Source organism: Blautia sp. AF26-2 (assembly GCF_003460955.1).
In the GTDB taxonomy this organism is placed as follows: Bacteria; Bacillota; Clostridia; order Lachnospirales; family Lachnospiraceae; genus Fusicatenibacter; species Fusicatenibacter saccharivorans.
This window is the reverse complement of sequence record NZ_QTWD01000004.1, coordinates 197181-218448: the sequence shown is the minus strand read 5'-3', so window position 1 is coordinate 218448 and position 21268 is coordinate 197181. Positions and strand designations below refer to the sequence as shown.

Sequence of the window (21268 nt, the reverse complement as noted above, 5' to 3'; positions counted from 1 at the left end):
TCTGCGAAAACGGCTCTGGGAGCGGCTGTGCGTTGAAAACACCCGCCCGGAGTCCATATTTTTAACCGAATCAAGCAAGTAGCGAAGCGGATTGTGAATATCCGCTTTGCTAGAGACAACAGAGGAACAGCCATGTATCGAATTATGATTGTAGAAGATGATGAAGTCATCGCCCGCGCCGTGCAGCAGAGCCTGGTTTCCTGGGGCATGGATGCGTTCTGCGTACAGGATTTTTCCGGCGTTCTCGCCGAATTTGCCGTGAAAAATCCGCAATTAGTGCTGATGGACATTCATCTTCCCTTTTTTAACGGATTTCACTGGTGCCAGGAGATTCGAAAGGTCTCTAAAGTGCCGGTAATTTTTCTTTCTTCTGCATCGGACAACATGAACATCATTATGGCCGTTAATATGGGCGGCGATGACTTTATCGCGAAGCCGTTTGATTTAAGTGTCCTGACCGCCAAAGTCCAGGCGATGCTCCGCCGCACCTACGAATTTGCCGGAGAAACGAATTTCCTCGAGCACCGCGGTGCCATGCTCGATACGGGAAGTGGTGTGCTGAATTACCGGGGAAAGCGGATTGAGCTGACAAAAAATGAGTGGCGCATTCTGCAGTCCCTTCTCGAAAATAAAGGAAAAGCCGTCAGCCGCGATATGCTGATGATGCATCTGTGGGAGTCGGACAGCTTTATAGATGACAACACGCTGACCGTCAACGTCACGCGCCTGCGGAAAAAACTGGAGGAGGCAGGACTTACAGACTTTATCCAGACGAAAAAGGGTGTCGGCTACCTGATCGCATGACGGAAGCAGAACAGGAGAAAAGGATGGAACAACAGAAAGAGGGAATCCGGCAGGAGTTTATGCTTCTTAACTGGTATTTGAAAGAGCATCTTGCATCGGCCGTGCGGATTGCCGCTTTTATAGGAGTATTTTCACTCCTCTGTTTTCTGCGCAATGTGCCGCAGGATGTCACCGTTTATATGATCGTGCTGATGGCTGCTGTCGGAGCCACAGGTTTTTGCTTTCATTATGGGAAGTACCGGAAACATCATCTGGTCTTAGCACTCCTTGCCGCCGAACCGCAGGGCAAAACAGAAGCGCTTCCGGAGGCGGACGGGCTTCTGGCGCGGGATTACCAGCAGATCATCGCATCCTATGAGCGGCAGTTTCAGGAAGAACAGATTAAGATGGAGCAGAAATACCGCGATATGATGGAGTATTACACGATGTGGACCCATCAGATCAAAACGCCGATTGCGGCGATGCGGCTGCTTCTGCAGGAGGAGGATACGCCGTTTTCGCGTGAAATGCAGAGCGAACTTTTCCAGACGGAGCAGTATGTGCAGATGGCGCTGCAGTACCTGCGCATGGAAAAAATGACATCGGATCTTGTCTTTGCAAGGTACGATTTGGATGCGCTGATCCGCCAGGCTGTGCGGAAATATGCTCCGCTTTTTATCCGCCGGAAGATTATCCTTTCCTACGAGCCGGTGCACTGCGAGGTGCTGACAGATGAAAAATGGCTCGTCTTTGTGCTGGAGCAGATTCTGTCAAATGCGCTGAAATACACGAAAAGTGGAAGCATTCACATCTATCTGTCACCGGATGCACCAAAAACGCTGGTGATTGAGGACACCGGCATCGGCATTGCGCCGGAGGATCTGCCGCGGATTTTCGAAAAAGGCTACACGGGCTGCAACGGCCGCGCAGACAAGCGGTCAACGGGCATCGGACTGTATCTGTGCCGCCAGATCATGGAGAAACTTTCGCATACCATCCGCATCGAGTCGGAGATGGGAGTGGGAACGAAGGTGTATCTTGGGCTGGATACCGTATCCCTGTAGTACATAGAGAGCTTCGCCGGGAATCTTACAGAAATGTAAGGTTGCCGGTCTTTTTGTAAGATGATCCTAAGGCAGAAGAGGGCGCGGACGGGTATAATAAGCCTTGTCAATTAAGAAAACAGTTCAGACAGAAAGGAAAATGTGACATGGCAATTCTGGAAGTAGAACATCTGAAAAAAACATATACCACGCGCCTTGGCAGCAACCGGGTGGAAGCGTTGAAAGACGTTAATTTTACAGTGGAACGGGGCGAATTTGTTGCAATCATGGGCGAATCGGGAAGCGGAAAAACGACGCTTCTGAACCTGCTCGCAGCACTAGACAAGCCAACCGGCGGACAGGTGCGGTTAAATGGAAAGAATCTCGGCGAATTAAAGGAGAAGGAGATTGCCGGATTCCGCCGCGAAAATTTAGGTTTCGTGTTCCAGGACTTCAACCTGCTGGATACCTTTTCCCTGCGTGACAACATTTATTTGCCGCTCGTGCTGGAAGGAAAAAAATACGAGGAGATGAGTCTTCGGGCAGAGCCGATTGCGAAAAAACTCGGCATCACCCAGATCCTCAATAAATACCCATATGAGGTGTCCGGCGGACAGAAGCAGCGTGCAGCCGTTGCGCGTGCGCTGATTACCAATCCGGAGCTGGTTCTTGCGGATGAGCCTTCCGGCGCGCTCGATTCCCATGCAGCGGATGGCCTCATGAAACTGTTCGGGGAGATCAACGAGGAGGGCCAGACGATTGTTATGGTAACGCACAGTGTGAAGGCGGCCTGCTCGGCGAAGCGTGTGCTGTTCATCAAGGATGGCGAGGTCTTCCACCAGCTGTATCGCGGTTCTTTAGGGCGCGATGAAATGTATCAGAAGATCTCCGATACGCTGACAATTCTTGCGACGGGTGGTGAACGGGATGAATAATCTGCTGTATGCCAGACTGGCAAAAACAAATTTGAGCAAAAACCGTCAGAATATTCTTCCGTATCTGCTGTCATGCATCGGCACGGTGGTGATGTTTTTTATCATGGATACACTGGCGCAGGGAAGTGGCTTTGAACCCATGATCGGAAAAGATACGATCCTGACAGTGATGGGGATGGGAACCTATATCATTGGCCTGTTCGCGGTGATTTTTCTGATCTACAGCAACAGTTTTCTGGCAAAAAGAAGAAAAAAAGAGTTCGGTCTGTTCCAGATTCTCGGCATGGAGAAAAAGCATCTGGCGAAGATCCTCTTTTTTGAGAGTCTGTATCTGTGGGCGGCATCGCTTGGAATCGGTATTCTGCTCGGTGTGTTGCTGTACCGCCTGCTGTTTCTGGTGCTGATGAAGCTGACCGGACTGAACGGAACAATTGGTTTTGCGTTCAGTGCAAAAGCCGTGGGAAGTACGATGCTGCTGTTCGGCCTGACTTTTGTGATCAATTTTCTCTTAAGCCTTCGCCAGATCCACGTCTCACAGCCGGTCGAACTGCTGCACGGCGGCGCGCAGGGTGAGCGGGAACCGAAAACGAAGCTTTTGACGGCGGTTCTTGGATTCATGCTTCTTGGTGTTGGCTATTATCTGGCTCTGACCAGCCAATCCTCGATGGACGCACTTGATAAGTTTTTTAATGCAATCGCCTTGGTTATGGTGGGAACGTACTGCCTGTTTTCTGCTGGAAGTATTGCATTTTTGAAAATTCTGAAGAAAAACAAGAATTACTATTACCAGACACGCCATTTTACAAGCATTTCGGGCATGCTGTACCGCATGAAGCAAAATGCGGTCGGTCTTGCGAATATCTGTATTCTGTCAACGGGTGTGCTTCTGGTTATCTCCATCAGCACATGTTTGTGGACGGGGATTGAGGAGGTTACCTATACGCGGTTTCCACATCAGATTTCGATCGAAGCAAATACTGGCGTGAGCGGCATTATGAAGACGGTGGAACCGGTCAGTCAGAAGATGATAGAGGAAGTGAAAACTGGGATTGATCAGCATCTGGAAGAAAAGCAGCTCAGAAAAAAGTATGAAAGTGATCAGAGATACTATGTTATGCTTGCTGTTGTAGATAGAAACAAAGTAGAAAAAACACAGTCAGATGATGCTGCGGCGAGCACACTGATAAAAATCATGGAAGAGTCGGAGTACAATCAGGTAACCGGCGAACAGGTAGAGCTGGAACCAGGGCAGGCTCTGGTTTTTCAGGAAAAACAGAAAAATTATGGATATGACACGATTGAACTGGGAAATCAGACGTATGAAGTAAAAAAATGGAATACCGATAAGAAATCGTACATTCTGGATGAGAAGACGCAGGTGTATGAGACAATGACGGTGGTGACGCGGAACAAGGAAGCAAAGGAAGCGTATGCAGCTGTGCAGGGAAAGGAGCCAGAAGGATACAGTTGGGAATATGCTCTGGATCTTATCGGGGATGCTGGCGAACAGATCACTGTTGGAGATGAGATTGAGACGATACTGACGGAGTCATCTTTTAACGGATGGGTGGAAGTGCGCGAAAAAGAGCGCAATACGGTTTACAGTCTGTATGGTTCACTTCTGTTTTTAGGTGTTTTCGTCGGTGCGCTGTTTTTGATGGGTGCCGTTATGATTATCTATTATAAGCAGGTTTCAGAAGGCTTCGATGACCGAAAACGGTTCCAGATTATGCAGAAGGTCGGCATGAGCCGCAAAGAAATCCGTCAGACGATTCAGTCACAGGTGGTAACGGTCTTTTTCATGCCGCTCGCGGTGGCCGTGGTGCATACAATGGTAGCGTTTCCATTGACCAGGCGTATCATGGCAATGCTGAATTTCCCGGACAGCAATCTGTTCCTGGCTGCAACAGCGATTACGATTGCGGCGTTTGCCGTGGTTTACCTGATCGTCTATGTGCTGACGGCGCGGGCGTATTACAAAATTGTGGAATAAGAAGATGTACTTTTTTTAATACATCGAAGCGCCTTTGAAAAAAACTTAACAAAAAAATAATAAGAAAAAGACATCCGGCGCAGACGGAAAATCTGCGGGGGATGTCTTTTTGGTTGTTCTATTTATAAATGCCGTTGATGGTAACTTTGAAAAGAGCTTCCTTTCCATTGAGTTCGTCTTTTCCATAGTCTTCCGGGAAAGTGACGGTTACATCTACGCTGTCGCCCGGGTGATGGCCGATGAGCTGTTCTTCAAAGTCATCGATGTAAGTGTGGGAGCCGATCACAAGATCAGCGCCGTTTCCTTTTGTGTTTCCACCTTCAAATTCCACGCCGTCAATGGAGCCGACATAGTCGATATTGACGGTATCACCGTCCTCAATGGTGAGGGAAGTGTCGGTCTGCAAAGAGGCAGAAGCCGAAGTGGAGGCTGATGAGGCGGATGCGGCCGATGAGGCTGTGGAGGTATCCTCCGAGGCACTTTTGACAGAGAGTCGTTTGGAATCGAGTACGCTGGCAATAATAAGGCCGACGATCACAACGACAATCAGAGCTGGTCCGGCCCAGCTCCAGATCTTTTTGTAATGCGCTACTTTCGCTTCGTGCTCCCGCTCTTTGGCACGCCGTTCCCTGGCAGCTTTTCTGTTTTCTTTGTTCATAAAAAGGATCTCCTTTGCGCTTTTACGACTGCAATCGTATTTTATAATATCAAGTATATCATAAAAATATGGTAAAAGTGTGAAAAAAATAACACGATCCAACATTGTCAATGCTCAAAAATGACGATATAATGAGTGCAAGTGAGTCAAATGAAAATTTATTTTCATTTGACGAACGACGAATGTCGCTTACGCGGCAGCGTAAGATTGAGTGCAAGTGAGTCAAACGAAAATTTATTTTCAGTTGGCGAACGACGAATGTCGCTTACGCGGCAGCGTAAGATTGAGTGCAAGTGAGTCAAACGAAAATTTATTTTCAGTTGGCGAACGACGAATGTCGCTTACGCGGCAGCGTAAGATTGAGTGCAAGTGAGTCAAACGAAAATTTATTTTCAGTTGGCGAACGACGAATGTCGCTTACGCGGCAGCGTAAGATTGAGTGCAAGTGAGAAAACGCGACGAGTAAGGGAGTGAATAAAATGGATGACTGGAGTAGTTTCAGAACGACGACATCCGAACAGCAGCGCCTCCGGGCTGCACTTTCCGGCTTTTGTGAATCGCAGGATCTTCCGGAAGAACAGCGAGCCGCATATACCGCATACCTGCGGAAACGCATCCGTCCCGCTGTCGAAATGCTGATTCGTGAGGATGATTTTTCAAAGCTGGAAAATATTCTGCAGACCGGATGGCTGTCCGATGCAGACCGAAAACGTTTTCTCAACCTTGCCGCCGACCAGCAGAAATGGCAGGCCTTCCACATTCTCCTGAACCGGAACTCACAGGATCCGATGCAGGAGAATACGGAAAGCAAAAAAACAGAAGCTGTGGTTCAAAAAGAAAAGCCCACAAAAGAAAAAGAAGCACTGGCGCTCCGGCTTTTCGAAGAAGCCCGCAAAAACCTCTGCTGGATGTACCCGGAACTTGGTGAAGCGATTCTTTTCTTTCAGCATCAGCCGTCCGGCAGGACAAAAACCATCACATCCGACGGTTATACGATATATTTTAACTCCGATTTTGTACTCCGCATGTGTGCCGAAAATTCATCGTTCCTCAAGGAAGGCTATCAGCACCTGCTGCTGGAATGCATCCGCCGGTTTGGGAAAGAAACACCGGAGCCGGAAAAAGAAGAACAGCCCCCGGTTTCATGGCTGATGCCGGAAAAAGAAAAACAGTCTCCGGTTTCATGGCTGGTGCCGGGAAAAGAGCCGGAACTTATCGAGTCTTTTCAATCAGTCTGGAAACGTGCTTCCCGCAAGTTGGCGGAAAACTACGGCACCGGCGGCCTGCGGCGAGGTCAGAACCGTGGTGGAAAAAAAGAAACCCTGTCCGGGATCGAAAAAAGAGCGTACGATTACCGCCGCTTCCTGAAACGCTTTACCGTTACCCGCGAGGAAATGGAGCTGGATCTCGACAGCTTCGATCCAGTCGCTTACCATTATGGGCTTATGTATTACGGAAATTTCCCTTTCATCGAGCCGCCGGAGACGCGCGAAGGAAACCGTCTCGAAGAGCTGGTTATCGCGATCGACACATCCGGTTCGTGCAAAAAAGAAATTGTAGCAAAGTTCCTTGGTGAGACGCGCAGCATTCTTGAAGAAAAAGAAAACTTCTTTTCCCGATGGAACGTCTGCCTGATCCAGTGCGACAGCTTCGTGCAGGATGTCACGATGATCCATTCACCGAAAGAATGGGAAGCTTACCGTGAAACAATTATCATCAAGGGCCGAGGCGGAACCGATTTCCGTCCTGTCTTTCAGAAAGTGGAAGAGTTGCGGGAACAGCACGTATTCCGAAACTTAAAAGCGTTGATCTATTTTACCGACGGAGACGGAATTTATCCCGAACAAAAGCCCGATTACGAGACGGCATTCGTCTTTGTCAGACAGACCGAAAAAATGAATCTTGTCCCAAAATGGGCAAAAAAACTGCTGACAGAAGAATGTACTCTTTGAACAAAACTGACAAAAAAGCATCTCGCAAAATCAAACACAGAAAGATTTCGAGAGTACATAAAGAGTGCATAAGATAAGAGAGATCATATGAACATACAAGAAGCAAAAGAGACAATTGAAAAAGCCCTGCGCGCATACTTTGCAAGAGATGAAATTGGTTTTCCGCTGGTTCCGCTCCGGCAGCAGCGTCCCATTCTCCTGATCGGCCCGCCGGGCATCGGAAAAACGGCAATTATGGAGCAGATCGCAGAAGAGTGCGGTGTGGGGCTTGTCGCCTACACGATGACACACCATACGCGTCAGAGTGCCATGGGCCTTCCGGAGATCTGCACACGTGGAATCGAAGGGAAAATGGTACATACAACGGAATACACGATGAGCGAGATCATCGCCTCGATCTATGACTGCATGGAGCAGACCGGAAAGAAGCGGGGTATCCTCTTTCTCGATGAAATTAACTGCGTCTCCGAGACCCTCGCTCCGGTAATGCTGCAGCTTTTGCAGGACAAAAAATTCGGCAATCAGCACATCCCGGATGACTGGCTGATCGTGGCCGCCGGAAATCCGCCGGAATATAATAAATCTGTGCGGGAATTTGATGTGGCAACGCTTGACCGTGTGCGGAAGATCGAGGTGCTTCCCGAGCTTTCCGTGTGGCTTTCCTATGCAGAGAAAAATCAGATCCACAGCGCCGTGACAACGTACCTTATGGCACACAGTGACCATTTTTATTCTGTTTCGCAGGAAGCGGATGAGAAGCGTTTTGTGACAGCACGCGGCTGGGAGGATTTGTCGGCAGTGCTGAAAAGTTATGAAATCCTGCATTTTCCGGTCGACGAAGCACTGATCGGACAATATTTGCAGGAAGAAAAGACGGCGGAGGAATTCAGCTCGTACTACAGGATTTACGAAAAATATGGACAGGATTACGGTGTAGAGGAGATTCTGACCGGTGCATTTTCCGGAAAAATCATGGCAGAAAAACAGAAGATGGCGGCAAATGGTTCCGCAGAAGAGCGATCTGTACTGCTGTCTCTGTTTCATGCGGCACTTCAGAAAGAGGCATCCGGCTGCCAGAAGCAGGAGCACACGGCAAAGGAGCTCTCCGAGTGCTTTCGCCAGTTTACCGGGCTTTGCAGGCAGAAAAAAGATGAGACATACGCATCCTGGCTACAACAGAAAGAGCAGGGATTTGCAGTGTGCAAACAGCAGGGACTGCTGAAAAAGGGCGAGGAAGAAACGAATGCGCGGGTCTTGAAAAAGTTAAAAAAACTCGAGGAGACCGCTAAAAAATGTCGCAAAACCGATTCGGATCAGATGAAAGAGCTTTTTGAAACGGTATGTGAACTGGAACAGGAAAAAGTGGAGAAGGAAGTAAAGGATGTGAAACTGCAGATCCGCCGTGCCGCTGAATTTTTACAGAACAGCTTTCCGGGCGGAGCAGAAGTGGTGCTGTTTGAAGCAAATCTGGCGCGAAGTCCAGCGTTACGGAGCTTTTTGATTGAGAAAAGCATGGATGCCGAATGATAAGCGGCCACTTTGGAAAGGAGAAAAAGATGAATTATAAAATGATCCTGCAGTACGATGGCACGCGCTATAACGGCTGGCAGAAGCAGGGAAATACGGACAACACGATTCAGGGCAAGCTCGAAACGCTGCTGTCCAGGATCGCAGGAGAGCCGGTGGAGATCCACGGCGCGGGCAGAACCGATGCCGGCGTCCATGCGGCGGGACAGGTCGCAAATGCAAAGTTTCATACGGATCTATCCGATGAAGAACTTCTGCAGACAATCAACCATTATCTGCCGGAAGACATCGAAGTTACCAGCCTCGCGCGGATGCCGGAGCGCTTCCACAGCCGTCTGAATGCGGTGGACAAAACATACGAATACCGTATCGTGATCGATGGCAGAAAGCATGTTTTCGAGCGGAAATACGTGTATTTTCCGGAAGCACCGCTCGATGTGGAAAAAATGAAAGAAGCATCGAAAGCGTTTATCGGAACGTATGATTTCAGGAGCTTCTGTGCCAACAAACGTATGAAAAAATCGACAGTACGGACGATTACCGGAATTGATTTCTGCGAGAAAGACGGGATTCTTATCATTTCCTATACCGGAACCGGTTTTCTGTACCACATGGTGCGGATCCTGACCGGAACACTTGTGGAGGCCGGGATGGGAAAACGGGATATCGCATCAATGACGGAGCTTCTCAAAGCAAAAGACCGCGAAAGTGCGGGTTTTCTTGCACCGGCATGCGGACTCCTGTTAAAAGAAGTCCGATATGAATAACCGAAATAATCAGGGCAATGCACCAGCCTTTTTTGCATAAAAAACCGAAAAAAGGCTGTGAATTGATAAATGCAGCATAGAAAAGAGAAAGGATGAGGTGAAAAGCATGTTTCAGAAGAAAAGAAATACTTTTCATGGCGGCGTTCACCCGTACGAGGGAAAAGAGCTCTCCAAGGACAAACCGATTGTCAAAGCGCAGCCGGGCAACTTATTGTATTACGCAGTGTCACAGCACATCGGAGCGCCTGCGGTGCCGATCGTACAAAAAGGCGACCATGTAAAAGCGGGACAGAAAATCGCAGAAGCGGGAGGATTTGTTTCGGCTCCTGTTTACGCATCGGTTTCCGGCACGGTAAAAGGAATTGAGAAAAAAGTTTCCGCAGCCGGTTCCCCGGTAGACTGTATCGTTGTGGAGAACGACGGGTTGTATGAAAAAGAAACATTTGAGGAGTGCCCGCACTGGGAAAAACTCGACGCAGATACGATCCGGAACAAGATCAAAGAGGCCGGAATCGTGGGAATGGGAGGTGCAGGCTTCCCGACACACGTCAAAGTATCCCCGAAAGATCCGTCAGCGATTGACCACATTCTCGTCAATGGAGCAGAGTGTGAGCCGTATCTGACGAGCGACTATCGCAGAATGCTCGAAGAGCCGGAAAAGGTGATCGGAGGCTTAAAAATCATGCTGCATATGTTCCCGAAAGCAAAGGGAATCATCTGCATTGAGGACAACAAACCGGACTGTATCACAAAATTCCGTGAGCTGGTACTTCCGGAGGACAACATTGAGGTTCTGGAGCTCAAAACGAAATACCCGCAGGGTGCCGAGCGTATGCTGATCTATGCAGCAACAGGACGAAAGGTAAATTCCTCCATGCTGCCGGCGGACGCGGGCTGTATCGTGGATAACATTGATACCGTGACCGCTATTTACCAGGCAGTCCGCTTCGGCGAACCGCTGATGAGCCGTATCGTTACCGTGACGGGGGATGCTGTACAGAATCCGTGCAACTTTGAAGTACCGGTCGGCATGCTCTTGTCCGAACTTTTAGAGCAGGCAGGCGGTCTGAAAAACGAGGCGGTCAAGATCATCTGCGGAGGCCCGATGATGGGAAAAGCATTGTTTACAATGGATGTTCCTGTTACCAAGACAACATCTGCACTGACCTGCCTTACGGAGGATGAAGTATCTGCGCTGGCACCATCTGCCTGCATCAACTGCGGACGCTGTGTTTCCGTCTGTCCGGGTCAGATTCTTCCGGCCCGCCTTTCTGTTTTTGCGGAGCACGGTGAGGAAGAGAAGTTCCTGAAATACGGCGGAATGGAGTGCTGTGAATGTGGCTGTTGTTCCTTTATCTGCCCGGCAAGACGTCCGCTGACGCAGGAAATCAGCTCGATGCGTAAAGTGCTTCTGGCAAAGAGAAAGAAGAAATAGGGGGATCTTACATATGAATGGATTATTACACGTATCATCTTCCCCACACGCGCGGTCCAAGGTGACGACAGACAAAATCATGTTTGCCGTCCTGCTTGCCCTTGCCCCGGCAGCCTGCGTGGGAGTCTGGAATTTCGGCCTTCGGGCACTGCTTCTGATTGCGATTTCGATGGCAGTCTGTCCCCTGACGGAATATCTGTATGAAAAAGGAATGAAGAAACCGGTGACGATTGCCGACGGCAGTGCACTGGTAACTGGTCTTCTGCTGGCAATGAACATGCCGGTGCAGGCACCTCTTTGGATGCCGGTGATCGGTGGTGTGTTTGCAATTCTCGTTGTAAAACAGCTTTTCGGCGGTCTTGGCCAGAACATCATGAACCCGGCGCTTGCAGGAAGATGTTTCCTTTTGATTTCCTTCCCGGGTCATATGACCAATTTCGCCGCTCCGGCAGCCGCACATCTTGTGGATACCGTATCCGGTGCGACACCGCTTGCCGCAGCAAAAGCAGGAGAGCAGGTGAATCTGCTGTCCATGTTCCTTGGAAACACGACAGGAACCATCGGCGAGACTTCCGCGCTTGCCCTTCTGATCGGCGGAATTTTCCTTGTCTGCATCCATGTGATTGACCTCAACATTCCGCTCATTTACATCGGAACCGAGCTTTTATTCGCCCTGCTTTTCGGCGGCCACGGCTTTGACATCAATTTCCTTGGCGCGCATCTTTTGGGCGGCGGTCTGATGCTCGGCGCATGGTTCATGGCAACCGATTACGTTACCCGCCCGATCACAAAGAAGGGACAGTATATCTATGCGGTCATTTTAGGACTTCTGACCGGCGTATTCCGTATCTTTGGAAATTCGGCAGAGGGCGTTTCCTATGCCATCATCTTTACCAACCTTCTGGTTCCGCTCATTGAGCGCGTGACCGTGCCGGTTGGATTCGGAAGAGGAGGCAAGAAGAAAGCATGAATAAAATAGTAAAAAATGCCCTGATTCTTGCGGCGATTACGCTGATCGCCGGCCTGCTTCTCGGTGCGGCCCACCAGGTAACCTTAGAGCCGATCCAGAAACAGCAGGAAAAAGAAAAACAGGAATCCTGCCAGAACGTATTCCCGGAGGCAGTTTCCTTTGAAGAAGTAACAATGAGCGATGCGGAACAGGCAGAGCTTACGGCAGCACTGATCGGCCACGGTTTTGAAGCACAGACGATTGACGAACTGCTGCTTGCAAAAGACGCATCCGGCGCGACGATCGGCCTGGTTGAGATCATCTCCACAACCGAAGGCTATGGCGGCGGCATGCAGTTCTCGATGGGAATTGCATCGGACGGAACGACAAAGGGAATCTCTTTCCTGTCACTTTCCGAGACGGCCGGCCTTGGTATGCGTGCCGACACAGACGATTTCAAGAATCAGTTCAAGGATAAAAACGTAGAAGCATTCTCCTACACAAAATCCGGCGCATCCGCGGATGATGAAATCGATGCGCTGAGCGGAGCAACTCTGACAACGAACGCTGTAACAAACGGTGTCAATGCAGGAATCTGCTGTTTTAACTACTGCAACGAATCCGGTCTGCTTTCCGGAGAGGGAGGGAACTCATGAGAAAAGATACGCCGCTGGAACGGCTTTATAATGGTATCATAAAAGAAAACCCGACCTTCGTCATGATGCTGGGTATGTGTCCGACGCTTGCGGTTACCACTTCTGCAAAGAACGGTATCGGCATGGGCCTTGCGACGATGGTCATCCTGACCGCCTCCAACCTGATGATTTCCCTGCTTCGGAAAATCATCCCGGACGGCGTGCGTATGCCAGCATACATCGTTGTTGTGGCATCGTTTGTAACCATCGTGGAATTTTTGATGGAAGGTTTTATTCCGGCACTCTATTCCGCCCTTGGCATCTACATCCCGCTGATCGTTGTAAACTGTATCATCCTGGGACGCGCCGAGGCATATGCTGGAAAACATGGTCCGATCCCGTCTTTATTTGATGGTATCGGCATGGGCCTTGGATTTACCGTCGGCCTGACCCTGATCGGTATGTTCCGTGAGCTGATCGGAGCCGGAACCCTGTTCGGTATCCAGGTAATGCCGAGTGCTTACGAGCCGGTAAACATCTTCATCATGGCGCCGGGTGCATTCCTTGTGCTGGCAATGCTCGTTGCGGTGCAGAACCGCATCAAACGCCAGAAGTCAGAGAAAACCGGAAAACCGGCAGTCCCGGCAGAAGAGACCGGCTGTATGGCATGCGCCAATAAGGCATACTGCCAGGCTGTGAAAGGAAAGGAGGAAGCGAAATGAAAGAACTGATTTTGATTGCCATCGGTGCTGCGCTGGTGAACAACGTTGTCTTAAGCCAGTTCCTCGGCATCTGTGCGTTCCTCGGTGTTTCCAAAAAGATGGATACGGCGGCCGGCATGGGCGGAGCGGTTATTTTTGTCCTCACGATTTCTTCATTTGTGACAAGTCTGATTTACAAATTTATCCTGGCACCGGCAGAACTTGATTATCTGAAAACGATCGTTTTCATTCTTGTCATCGCGGCGCTGGTACAGCTCGTTGAGATGTTCCTGAAAAAGACGATTCCGTCTCTGTACCGAGCGCTCGGCGTTTACCTTCCGCTGATTACAACAAACTGCGCGGTACTCGGTGTGGCACTCATCAACGTACAGAAGGATTACACGATTCTGCAGGGTACGGTTTACGGTCTGGCAACCGCAATCGGCTTTACGATTGCCATGGTGCTGATGGCCGGCTTGCGGGAAAAGATGGAGTACAACGATATCCCGGAGTCATTCAAAGGAATGCCGATCGTTCTTCTTACGGCTATGCTGATGTCAATGGCATTTATGGGATTTTCCGGAATGATCTAGGAGGGATGAAGAGATGAATGGTATTTTAGCAGCCACCCTGATGGTGGGTGGAACCGGCCTTTTGATTGGTATTCTCCTTGGAATTGCCGGAAAGAAGTTTTATGTGGAAGTGGACGAGCGCGAGACGAAGGTCCGTGAAGCGCTGCCGGGCAACAACTGCGGCGGCTGCGGTTACCCGGGCTGTGACGGAGCGGCGGCTGCAGTGGTAAAGGGTGAAGCCCCGATTTCGGTCTGTCCGGTCGGCGGAGCGCCGGTTGCGGCAGCGATCGGTGCCATTATGGGACAGGAAGCCGGAGCACAGGAGCGCAGAAAAGCAGTGGTACGGTGCGCCGGTACGTGTGACGTGGCAAAGAACAAGTATGAATACACGGGTGCAAGGGACTGCTCCTACGCCGGTTTTGTACCGGGCGGCGGTCCGAAGAGCTGCGGAAACGGATGTCTTGGTTTTGGAAACTGCGTGAAGGCATGTAAGTTTGATGCGATCCATATTGAAAACGGCATTGCCGTTGTGGACGGCGAAGCGTGCAAGGCATGCGGTGCCTGCGTGAAGGCCTGTCCGAGAAATCTGATCGACCTGATTCCGTATGAGCAGAGGATCACGGTGAAATGCCGCTCAACCGAGAAGGGCAAGGCGGTGATGGCAGCGTGTGAGATCGGCTGTATCGGATGTAAGAAGTGCGAGAAGAACTGCCCGTCGGATGCAATTCACGTTGTGGACCAGCGCGCGGAGATCGACCCGGCAAAATGTACAGGCTGCGGCCTCTGCGCGGAGAACTGCCCGCGGAAGTGTATTATGGTAGAAAAATAAAAATGAGAAATTCCATGCTGTGGGAGGGAACTTCTGCGGCGTGGAATTTTTGCTTTTCGGTGATATCGTGTTAGCCAATGCCGGGGGTGGCTGGCTTGACTTGAATTTGGGAAAATGATAAACTGAAAGTCAGAAAACGAGGGGCGAAAAGCTAAAAAAATATAAAATGGCAGAAAGGATGGGGCAAAAGTATGACAATGACAATGGATGAACTGATGAAAGTGCTCGATATGCAGGAGGATATTCTGCAGTTTACGCATTTTACAAATGCAGACGCATGGGAACTGGGAACGATGATCCTGATGGAGGCAAGACGGCGCGGAGCGCAGGTTGGCATCATGATCCGCAGAAGCAATGGAGAAGTTGTATTCCAGTATTGTGATAACGGCATTACGCCGCACAATGTGGAGCTGATGAGACGGAAGAGCAATTCGGTGCTTCTGACGGAGCGGAGTTCGCTGCAGCTCTACATGGCAGCGACGAATGCGCCGGAGAGCGTAAAACAGATGGTACTGGACCCGAAGGAATACGCAATGCTGGGCGGAGGTTTTCCGATCTGCGTGGAAGAAGTCGGCGTTGTGGCAACCGTAGCAGTGTCCGGCATGGGACAGGTTTCGGATCATGATGTGATTGTGAAATGCATCAGCAAATATTTGCATATCGATGAAGTACCGAGAATCAGAACTGTATGAAAATGATGATTGAAACTAAATTTTGTGTATGATACAATGTCACCGGCAAAAAGACATGATAGTTCCATCAGGGACAACAAAACCCCCGTGAGCGGCAACTCACGGGGGTTGGTTTATGTCAGCAGGTTTTGCATATCTTCCGGCAGTGGTGCGTGGAAGTTTAAGGGTTCTCCGGTGATCGGATGGACGAAGGAGAGCGATGCAGAGTGAAGTGCCTGGCGGGGGAAAGTGCCGGGAGTTTTGTTGTAGAGGGTATCGCCGAGCAGCGGATGGCCGATGTAAGCCATGTGGACGCGGATCTGGTGGGTGCGGCCGGTTTCGAGGTTGAGTTCGAGGTGGGAGAAAACGGAGCAGTGCGCGAGGGTGCGGTAATGGGTTACGGAGCGCTCGCCGGAGGCAAAGTCGACGGTGCGCTGAATGAGGGAGCCGTCGAGGCGGGCGATCGGGGCGTCGATGGTGCCGGATGCAGCGGTTTCGCCGAGGGCGAAGGCCTGATACGTGCGGTGGATTTCGCGGGAGCGCATGGCATGGGAGAGGACGGCGGCGCTTAAGGCGTGCTTGGCGAGCACGATAAGGCCGGTGGTGTCGCGGTCGAGGCGGTTGATGCAGCGGTAGACGAAGGGTTCACCTTTCTGTTCAAAATACCATGCAATGCCGTTTGCCAGCGTATTTTCATAATTTCCAATCGACGGATGAATCGGCGTATCAGCGGGTTTATCCACAACGAGGATGTCGTCATCCTCATACACAACCGAAAACGGAACCGGCCGCGGCAGAATTCCGTCGGAGGGTTCTGTTTCGACAAGGTGCGTTTCGATCACATCCCCGGCGTGCACGGCCTGGCTCGTCCAGGCGCGGACGCCGTTTCGGAAAATGCCGTCCTCTGTGCGTTTTAAGCCCGTAATAATATGGCGCGAATATCCATGCCGGCGGAGAAACCATTCCACAGTCAGATTTTCCCGTTCCTCCTCCGGCGAAATCACATATGTAAACCTGTGTCCCATACACAAAACCTCCGTTTCTATAGCTTTTTTATCGAATGAACCCTGTCATTTCGGGGCAAAATTTCAAAAAGAGACTTTCCCAGTCTTTCGCAAGTATAGCCGAAAACAGATGGAAAAGCAAGAAATTTACCTTTCTATAGCGAAAATATAAAAAAGTATAAAAGTTTCATGAAATGTCAGAATTTGATTGATTTTAGCGAAAGAAAAGTTTATGCTACTAAAAAAGAAAGAAAATCAAGAAACAGGAGGGGATACAGATGAAGCAGGTGCAAAAACCGAAAAAACCCATAATTTTTTATTATGTAATTGCGCTGATCGTCATTCTGCTGTTAAATCTTCTGCTTTTCCCGAGACTTCTCGAGCCCAAAGTAACAGAAGTTGATTACGGAAAATTTTTGCAGATGGTAGATAACAACGAAATCAGCGAAGTCCAGATCCAGTCAAATGAGATTATTTTCAGCGACAAATCAAGCCCGGCGAATTATTATAAGACGGGTGTGATGAATGATTACAAGCTGGTAGATCGTTTATATGAGGCAGGTATTACCGAATTCGGAACGCCGATCATAGAGCAGATGTCGCCACTCATGGAATTTCTTTTAACATGGGTAATACCGATCGTTGTGATGGTTGCGCTCGGACAGTGGCTGATGAAACGCATGACGAGCAAGATGATGGGCGGCATGGGAAATGCGATGAGCTTTGGAAAGAGCAACGCCAAGGTTTATGTACAGTCCGAAACCGGCATTAAATTTGCAGATGTTGCCGGAGAGGATGAGGCAAAAGAAATTTTACAGGAGATTGTTGACTTCCTGCATAATCCCAAAAAATATGAAGAAATTGGTGCAAAAATGCCGAAAGGAGCACTGCTTGTCGGCCCTCCAGGAACCGGTAAAACGCTGCTTGCAAAGGCAGTAGCCGGAGAGGCAAATGTTCCGTTCTTCTCCATTTCCGGTTCTGAGTTTGTCGAGATGTTCGTCGGCATGGGAGCTGCGAAGGTGCGTGACCTGTTCCAGCAGGCAAATGAGAAAGCACCGTGTATCGTCTTTATCGATGAGATCGATACCGTCGGCAAAAAACGTGACGGCGGCGGATTCTCCGGAAACGACGAGCGTGAGCAGACCCTGAACCAGCTGCTTGCCGAGATGGATGGATTCGATGGAAAGAAAGGCGTTGTCATTCTGGCAGCGACGAACCGTCCGGATTCCCTGGACCCGGCACTTCTTCGTCCGGGCCGTTTCGACCGCCGTGTGCCGGTTGAACTGCCTGACTTAAAAGGCCGTGAGGAAATCCTGAAAGTCCATGCGAAAAACATCCGCGTGGGCGACAATGTCGATTACAATGCGATCGCACGTATGGCATCCGGTGCTTCTGGTGCAGAACTTGCCAATATGATCAACGAGGCAGCACTCCGTGCCGTCCGTGATGGAAGAAAATTCGTCACCCAGGCGGATCTGGAGGAGAGCGTTGAGGTTGTCATCGCCGGATACCAGAAGAAGAATAAGATCATGACCGACAAAGAGAAACTGATCGTTTCCTACCACGAGGTCGGCCATGCACTCGTCGCAGCACTGCAGAGCCATTCCGCTCCGGTTACGAAGATCACCATTATCCCGCGTACGTCCGGCGCCCTCGGCTATACGATGCAGGTGGATGAAGATGAGCATAATCTGATGAGCCGTGAAGAGCTGGAAAATAAAATTGCAACCCTGACCGGCGGCCGTGTGGCAGAGGATCTGGTGTTCCATTCCATCACGACAGGTGCTTCGAACGATATCGAGCAGGCAACGAAGGTGGCAAGAGCCATGATCACCCGCTTCGGTATGAACGAGGAATTTGGTATGGTTGCATTTGAGACGGTAACGAACCAGTACCTCGGCGGTGACACTTCCCTGGCATGCTCCGAATCGACAGCAGCACAGATTGATGAGAAGGTTGTTGCAGCAGTCAGAAAACAGTACGACAAAGCAGAGCAGCTCTTAAAAGATAACATGCCGAAACTCCACGAGCTGGCAAAATATCTGTATGAGAAAGAGACGATCACAGGTGATGAGTTTATGGAAATCCTGAATTTATCCCCGGATCAGCTCACGACAACGAGAATGGAAACAAACTAAAAAGCGATAAAAGCAGATGAGAATCCCGCGTTACTGTTCACCCAGCAGTGAAACACTTGCTGTTTCACTGCGTAAGAAAGTGATTCACGAATCCCGCGTTTCAAGGCGACTTCAGCCTTGCGCGGGATTCTTTCTTGTGCTATAATGCTGTAATGCGAAATTATGACACAAAAAGACAGATTTTTTTAGGATAGACCAAGAGAACATAAGGAGAAACGCAATGAAGAAAAAACAGGCATGGAAAGTGATGGGTGCTGTCCTTGCGGGCACACTGGTATTTTCCGATGCAGTTCCGCTCCGTGCCAGCGCATCGGCAGGAACGGAAAAAAGCGCAGTACAGAACGAAACTGTCTCCGGAACGGAGAACGGTACAGAGACAAAACGGGCAGCCGTTTATGTGAATCTGAAAACCGGCGATGATACGGCAGACGGTACAACGGCAGAGACAGCAGTAAAAACCGTGGAAAAAGCACAGGAGCTTCTTGCAGTTGCAGCGGCAGAACTGCAGGCGGACGGGAAAACAACCGAAAAAAACACTGCTGCAGATACCAGCAAAACGGCAGCGGAGGAAGCAGCAGAAAAATATCTGGTATTCGTCGGAATGGATGAAAAAGAGCTGGAAACGTATCGAAAGAAACAGCAGAAAACAGACTTCAGGGGAAGAGTAACAGATACCGTTTTTGCGGCAGATGAAATCGTGGTGACAGAAGCCGGATATGAGGCTGTTCTGGCAGCAGAAAAAGCAAAAGAAACGGTTTCGGAAACACCAACGCTTGCGCCAGGCGAGTCTCCGGCACCGGATGCGGCAGAAGATACCGTAACACCAACTCCGGGTCCGACGGAAACGCCGGATGCAGAGCCGACCGCAGAACCAACGGTGACCCCGGACGCAGAACCAACGGTGACCCCGGACGCAGAGCCGACCGTAACGCCGGCGGAGGAACCAACGGCAACTCCGACACCGGATGCGGACAACGGAGAAGATACAGGGGATACACCAACGGCAGCGCCGACACCGGATGCGGAACCGACCGTAACGCCGGAAGTAACTCCGACGACAGCACCGGGCGAGAATACCGATGACAGTGAAAATCCGGAGAATCCGGAAACTCCGGCAGAAGATCCAACCGTGACACCTGCCCCGGATGATACAGCAAAAGACGATCCTGCAGCAGATGATACAAACCAGGACGATACAAACCAGGATAACCAGAACGGAACGGGAAATGATGCATCATCGGACCAGTGGAAACAGGATGAAAATCTGGATGACCTTGTAAAAGATGAAATTCAGAAAGAAAACGAAACCGTAAAAAATTTCGATGAAATTTCCAATCCATCCGGTACGGACAGCACAGAAGACGGCTATCTGATCTCCAATGTCTCTCTTTTGATCCAGCCGGTGGCAGTAAGTCTATCCAGAAGCCTTGTATCAGAGGAGCAGACGGAAACAGCAGAAGCTGAGACGGCGGACGAAGGCGAGCATGAACTGCTTGCAGCTGCAGAGCAGAAATCCAACCTGAGTGCAGGTGAAATGACAGCAAGTGCAGCCGATGACGTAAGTACGCTGCGTGCCGCAGGAACGATCCTTGTAGGACCGGACAACTACGGAACGAATAAGACATCCACTCCGACTCCGACAGCCACACCGTCGAAGAGCAGCAGTAACAACAGCTCTTCCAATTCCAATACCGGAAGCACAAAGATTCCGCAGAAGAAGACACAGACCACTGTAAGCATCCGCAGCATCCCGGTCAACACCGGCGATGAGACGATGGTGCTTCCGCTGGCGATCAGCTCCGCACTTTCTGCAGCCGTTATGTTCTGCATGGCATTCCTTCAGATGCAGGCGAAACGCGCAAAGAGCATGGCCGCATGGCTGGAATTCAAAAAGAATCATCCGTTTGACGAAAAATAAAGAAACAGGCATATCCGGAAAAGCCATTCCATACATTTACAGTATGGGAGGGCTTTTTCTTATGGAAGAAAAGAAAACATGGGCGGTGAGTGCGGGCAGCGGGATCAGCTGGCTGAAGGCTCTTCTCGTTTCCTATCTGATCTCGGTGCTTCTTCTTTTGCTGCTGTCTTTCCTGCTCTGGAAATTTTCCTGGAAGGAAAGCTGGGTGCAGGCGGGCATTGTGGTGATCTATCTGGCATCAAGCTTTTCCGGCGGAAGAATGGCAGGAAACATGGCGGGAAAACGGCGGTTTCTCTGGGGCATCTGCTTTGGAATCGTGTATTTTGCCATTCTGATCATCGTCTCCGCAGTCTTCCTGCCGGGCGGATTTGCCGGAGCCGGAAGACTTCTGTGGGCGGCAGCAGTCTGTGCCGTCGGCGGAATGGCAGGCGGAATGACGGCACACGGCAGATAAAAGCGGACAAAACAGAACATTTTTTCAAAAAACAGACTTTTAAATTTGAAAAACCTATGCTATAATGGGAAGAGCTAATGGCCGAAGACTATAAAAAAGTCGCGCGTCAACTACAATGAAGGAGGAATGTGCCATGAAACACATCAAAACTTTAAATACAAAAAGCTTACAGAACACTGTAAAAAAAGGTGGATGCGGTGAGTGCCAGACATCCTGCCAGTCCGCATGTAAGACTTCTTGCACCGTAGGCAACCAGAGCTGCGAGCATAAGTAAAAGTAATCCATAAGGACGAGTAAAAGGTGT

At 50.1% G+C, this 21268-nt stretch carries 20 protein-coding genes; 18 read left to right on the top strand and 2 right to left on the bottom strand.

The genetic code is table 11. The annotated features are described in order from the left end of the window. The first annotated feature begins 132 nt into the window (after positions 1 to 132). The 4 genes from DWY63_RS07335 (at position 133) to DWY63_RS07320 (ending at position 4754) form a co-directional block, all read left to right on the top strand. Positions 133 to 804 (top strand): response regulator transcription factor, encoded by a 672-nt coding sequence (locus DWY63_RS07335; RefSeq protein ID WP_022461380.1) that lies wholly within the window; start codon positions 133 to 135, stop codon positions 802 to 804. Between the two features lie 23 nt (positions 805 to 827). After that, a complete protein-coding gene (locus DWY63_RS07330) occupies positions 828 to 1847 on the top strand; it encodes a sensor histidine kinase (RefSeq protein WP_199607195.1) in 1020 nt (339 codons plus the stop codon). A gap of 146 nt (positions 1848 to 1993) precedes the next feature. Beyond that, the gene (locus DWY63_RS07325; RefSeq protein WP_055219485.1) at positions 1994 to 2761 is read left to right on the top strand and encodes an ABC transporter ATP-binding protein; all 768 of its coding nucleotides are present in this window, start codon (positions 1994 to 1996) and stop codon (positions 2759 to 2761) included. Further along, complete coding sequence (locus tag DWY63_RS07320) at positions 2754 to 4754, top strand: ABC transporter permease (RefSeq protein ID WP_117801744.1); 2001 nt, start codon at positions 2754 to 2756, stop codon at positions 4752 to 4754. The genes DWY63_RS07325 and DWY63_RS07320 overlap by 8 nt, the downstream gene beginning before the upstream one ends. A 118-nt stretch (positions 4755 to 4872) precedes the next feature. Here DWY63_RS07320 and DWY63_RS07315 read toward each other — a convergent pair whose 3' ends face one another. Further along, complete coding sequence (locus DWY63_RS07315; protein WP_199607193.1) at positions 4873 to 5412, bottom strand: FKBP-type peptidyl-prolyl cis-trans isomerase; 540 nt, start codon at positions 5410 to 5412, stop codon at positions 4873 to 4875. A gap of 479 nt (positions 5413 to 5891) precedes the next feature. On the opposite strand from DWY63_RS07315, the gene DWY63_RS07310 reads away from it, so the two are divergent. The 10 genes from DWY63_RS07310 (at position 5892) to DWY63_RS07265 (ending at position 15471) form a co-directional block, all read left to right on the top strand. Then, complete coding sequence (locus DWY63_RS07310; protein WP_117801742.1) at positions 5892 to 7364, top strand: vWA domain-containing protein; 1473 nt, start codon at positions 5892 to 5894, stop codon at positions 7362 to 7364. A gap of 87 nt (positions 7365 to 7451) precedes the next feature. Then, the gene (locus DWY63_RS07305; protein ID WP_117801741.1) at positions 7452 to 8891 is read left to right on the top strand and encodes an ATP-binding protein; all 1440 of its coding nucleotides are present in this window, start codon (positions 7452 to 7454) and stop codon (positions 8889 to 8891) included. A 29-nt stretch (positions 8892 to 8920) separates the two neighbouring features. Continuing rightward, on the top strand, positions 8921 to 9658 hold the full coding sequence (gene truA, locus DWY63_RS07300; protein WP_117801773.1) for a tRNA pseudouridine(38-40) synthase TruA: 738 nt from the start codon (positions 8921 to 8923) through the stop codon (positions 9656 to 9658). A 106-nt stretch (positions 9659 to 9764) separates the two neighbouring features. Further along, a complete protein-coding gene (gene rsxC / locus DWY63_RS07295) occupies positions 9765 to 11093 on the top strand; it encodes an electron transport complex subunit RsxC (RefSeq protein WP_117801740.1) in 1329 nt (442 codons plus the stop codon). Positions 11094 to 11106: 13 nt separating this feature from the next. Continuing rightward, on the top strand, positions 11107 to 12063 hold the full coding sequence (locus DWY63_RS07290) for an RnfABCDGE type electron transport complex subunit D (RefSeq protein ID WP_117801739.1): 957 nt from the start codon (positions 11107 to 11109) through the stop codon (positions 12061 to 12063). Beyond that, entirely contained in the window at positions 12060 to 12698 is a 639-nt protein-coding gene (locus DWY63_RS07285) for an FMN-binding protein (protein ID WP_117801738.1), read from the top strand. Before DWY63_RS07290 ends, DWY63_RS07285 begins: the two co-directional genes overlap by 4 nt. Then, a complete protein-coding gene (gene rsxE, locus DWY63_RS07280; RefSeq protein WP_022461369.1) occupies positions 12695 to 13399 on the top strand; it encodes an electron transport complex subunit RsxE in 705 nt (234 codons plus the stop codon). The genes DWY63_RS07285 and rsxE overlap by 4 nt, the downstream gene beginning before the upstream one ends. After that, complete coding sequence (rsxA, locus tag DWY63_RS07275; RefSeq protein ID WP_022461368.1) at positions 13396 to 13971, top strand: electron transport complex subunit RsxA; 576 nt, start codon at positions 13396 to 13398, stop codon at positions 13969 to 13971. Before rsxE ends, rsxA begins: the two co-directional genes overlap by 4 nt. Before the next feature lie 13 nt (positions 13972 to 13984). Next, on the top strand, positions 13985 to 14779 hold the full coding sequence (locus DWY63_RS07270) for an RnfABCDGE type electron transport complex subunit B (protein WP_117509259.1): 795 nt from the start codon (positions 13985 to 13987) through the stop codon (positions 14777 to 14779). 191 nt (positions 14780 to 14970) lie between these two features. Beyond that, a complete protein-coding gene (locus tag DWY63_RS07265) occupies positions 14971 to 15471 on the top strand; it encodes a heme-degrading domain-containing protein (protein WP_022461366.1) in 501 nt (166 codons plus the stop codon). Between the two features lie 113 nt (positions 15472 to 15584). On the opposite strand, the gene DWY63_RS07260 is transcribed toward DWY63_RS07265, so the two are convergent. Then, positions 15585 to 16475: an RluA family pseudouridine synthase gene (locus DWY63_RS07260; RefSeq protein WP_117801737.1), complete on the bottom strand. Its 891-nt coding sequence runs from the start codon at positions 16473 to 16475 to the stop codon at positions 15585 to 15587. A gap of 257 nt (positions 16476 to 16732) precedes the next feature. Here DWY63_RS07260 and ftsH point away from each other — a divergent pair, with 257 nt between their 5' ends. From ftsH to scfA, 4 genes are all read left to right on the top strand, one after another. Further along, complete coding sequence (gene ftsH, locus DWY63_RS07255) at positions 16733 to 18592, top strand: ATP-dependent zinc metalloprotease FtsH (protein WP_117509257.1); 1860 nt, start codon at positions 16733 to 16735, stop codon at positions 18590 to 18592. 220 nt (positions 18593 to 18812) lie between these two features. Beyond that, positions 18813 to 20510 (top strand): hypothetical protein, encoded by a 1698-nt coding sequence (locus DWY63_RS17955; RefSeq protein ID WP_158568337.1) that lies wholly within the window; start codon positions 18813 to 18815, stop codon positions 20508 to 20510. Between the two features lie 61 nt (positions 20511 to 20571). Beyond that, on the top strand, positions 20572 to 20964 hold the full coding sequence (locus DWY63_RS17950; RefSeq protein WP_158568336.1) for a TIGR04086 family membrane protein: 393 nt from the start codon (positions 20572 to 20574) through the stop codon (positions 20962 to 20964). Between the two features lie 133 nt (positions 20965 to 21097). After that, on the top strand, positions 21098 to 21238 hold the full coding sequence (scfA, locus tag DWY63_RS07245; protein WP_022461131.1) for a six-cysteine ranthipeptide SCIFF: 141 nt from the start codon (positions 21098 to 21100) through the stop codon (positions 21236 to 21238). Positions 21239 to 21268: the final 30 nt, after the last annotated feature.

What these genes read in the sequence shown, in the direction of transcription:
- DWY63_RS07310 (WP_117801742.1), top strand. Translation starts at nt 5,892, where the DNA reads ATGGATGACTGGAGTAGTTTCAGAACGACGACATCCGAACAGCAGCGC.
- ftsH (WP_117509257.1), top strand. Translation starts at nt 16,733, where the DNA reads ATGAAGCAGGTGCAAAAACCGAAAAAACCCATAATTTTTTATTATGTA.
- rsxC (WP_117801740.1), top strand. Translation starts at nt 9,765, where the DNA reads ATGTTTCAGAAGAAAAGAAATACTTTTCATGGCGGCGTTCACCCGTAC.
- truA (WP_117801773.1), top strand. Translation starts at nt 8,921, where the DNA reads ATGAATTATAAAATGATCCTGCAGTACGATGGCACGCGCTATAACGGC.
- DWY63_RS17955 (WP_158568337.1), top strand. Translation starts at nt 18,813, where the DNA reads ATGAAGAAAAAACAGGCATGGAAAGTGATGGGTGCTGTCCTTGCGGGC.
- DWY63_RS07290 (WP_117801739.1), top strand. Translation starts at nt 11,107, where the DNA reads ATGAATGGATTATTACACGTATCATCTTCCCCACACGCGCGGTCCAAG.
- DWY63_RS07320 (WP_117801744.1), top strand. Translation starts at nt 2,754, where the DNA reads ATGAATAATCTGCTGTATGCCAGACTGGCAAAAACAAATTTGAGCAAA.
- DWY63_RS07265 (WP_022461366.1), top strand. Translation starts at nt 14,971, where the DNA reads ATGACAATGACAATGGATGAACTGATGAAAGTGCTCGATATGCAGGAG.
- DWY63_RS07270 (WP_117509259.1), top strand. Translation starts at nt 13,985, where the DNA reads ATGAATGGTATTTTAGCAGCCACCCTGATGGTGGGTGGAACCGGCCTT.
- rsxA (WP_022461368.1), top strand. Translation starts at nt 13,396, where the DNA reads ATGAAAGAACTGATTTTGATTGCCATCGGTGCTGCGCTGGTGAACAAC.
- DWY63_RS07335 (WP_022461380.1), top strand. Translation starts at nt 133, where the DNA reads ATGTATCGAATTATGATTGTAGAAGATGATGAAGTCATCGCCCGCGCC.
- rsxE (WP_022461369.1), top strand. Translation starts at nt 12,695, where the DNA reads ATGAGAAAAGATACGCCGCTGGAACGGCTTTATAATGGTATCATAAAA.
- DWY63_RS07305 (WP_117801741.1), top strand. Translation starts at nt 7,452, where the DNA reads ATGAACATACAAGAAGCAAAAGAGACAATTGAAAAAGCCCTGCGCGCA.
- DWY63_RS17950 (WP_158568336.1), top strand. Translation starts at nt 20,572, where the DNA reads ATGGAAGAAAAGAAAACATGGGCGGTGAGTGCGGGCAGCGGGATCAGC.
- DWY63_RS07260 (WP_117801737.1), bottom strand. Translation starts at nt 16,475, where the DNA reads ATGGGACACAGGTTTACATATGTGATTTCGCCGGAGGAGGAACGGGAA.
- DWY63_RS07325 (WP_055219485.1), top strand. Translation starts at nt 1,994, where the DNA reads ATGGCAATTCTGGAAGTAGAACATCTGAAAAAAACATATACCACGCGC.
- DWY63_RS07285 (WP_117801738.1), top strand. Translation starts at nt 12,060, where the DNA reads ATGAATAAAATAGTAAAAAATGCCCTGATTCTTGCGGCGATTACGCTG.
- DWY63_RS07315 (WP_199607193.1), bottom strand. Translation starts at nt 5,412, where the DNA reads ATGAACAAAGAAAACAGAAAAGCTGCCAGGGAACGGCGTGCCAAAGAG.
- DWY63_RS07330 (WP_199607195.1), top strand. Translation starts at nt 828, where the DNA reads ATGGAACAACAGAAAGAGGGAATCCGGCAGGAGTTTATGCTTCTTAAC.
- scfA (WP_022461131.1), top strand. Translation starts at nt 21,098, where the DNA reads ATGAAACACATCAAAACTTTAAATACAAAAAGCTTACAGAACACTGTA.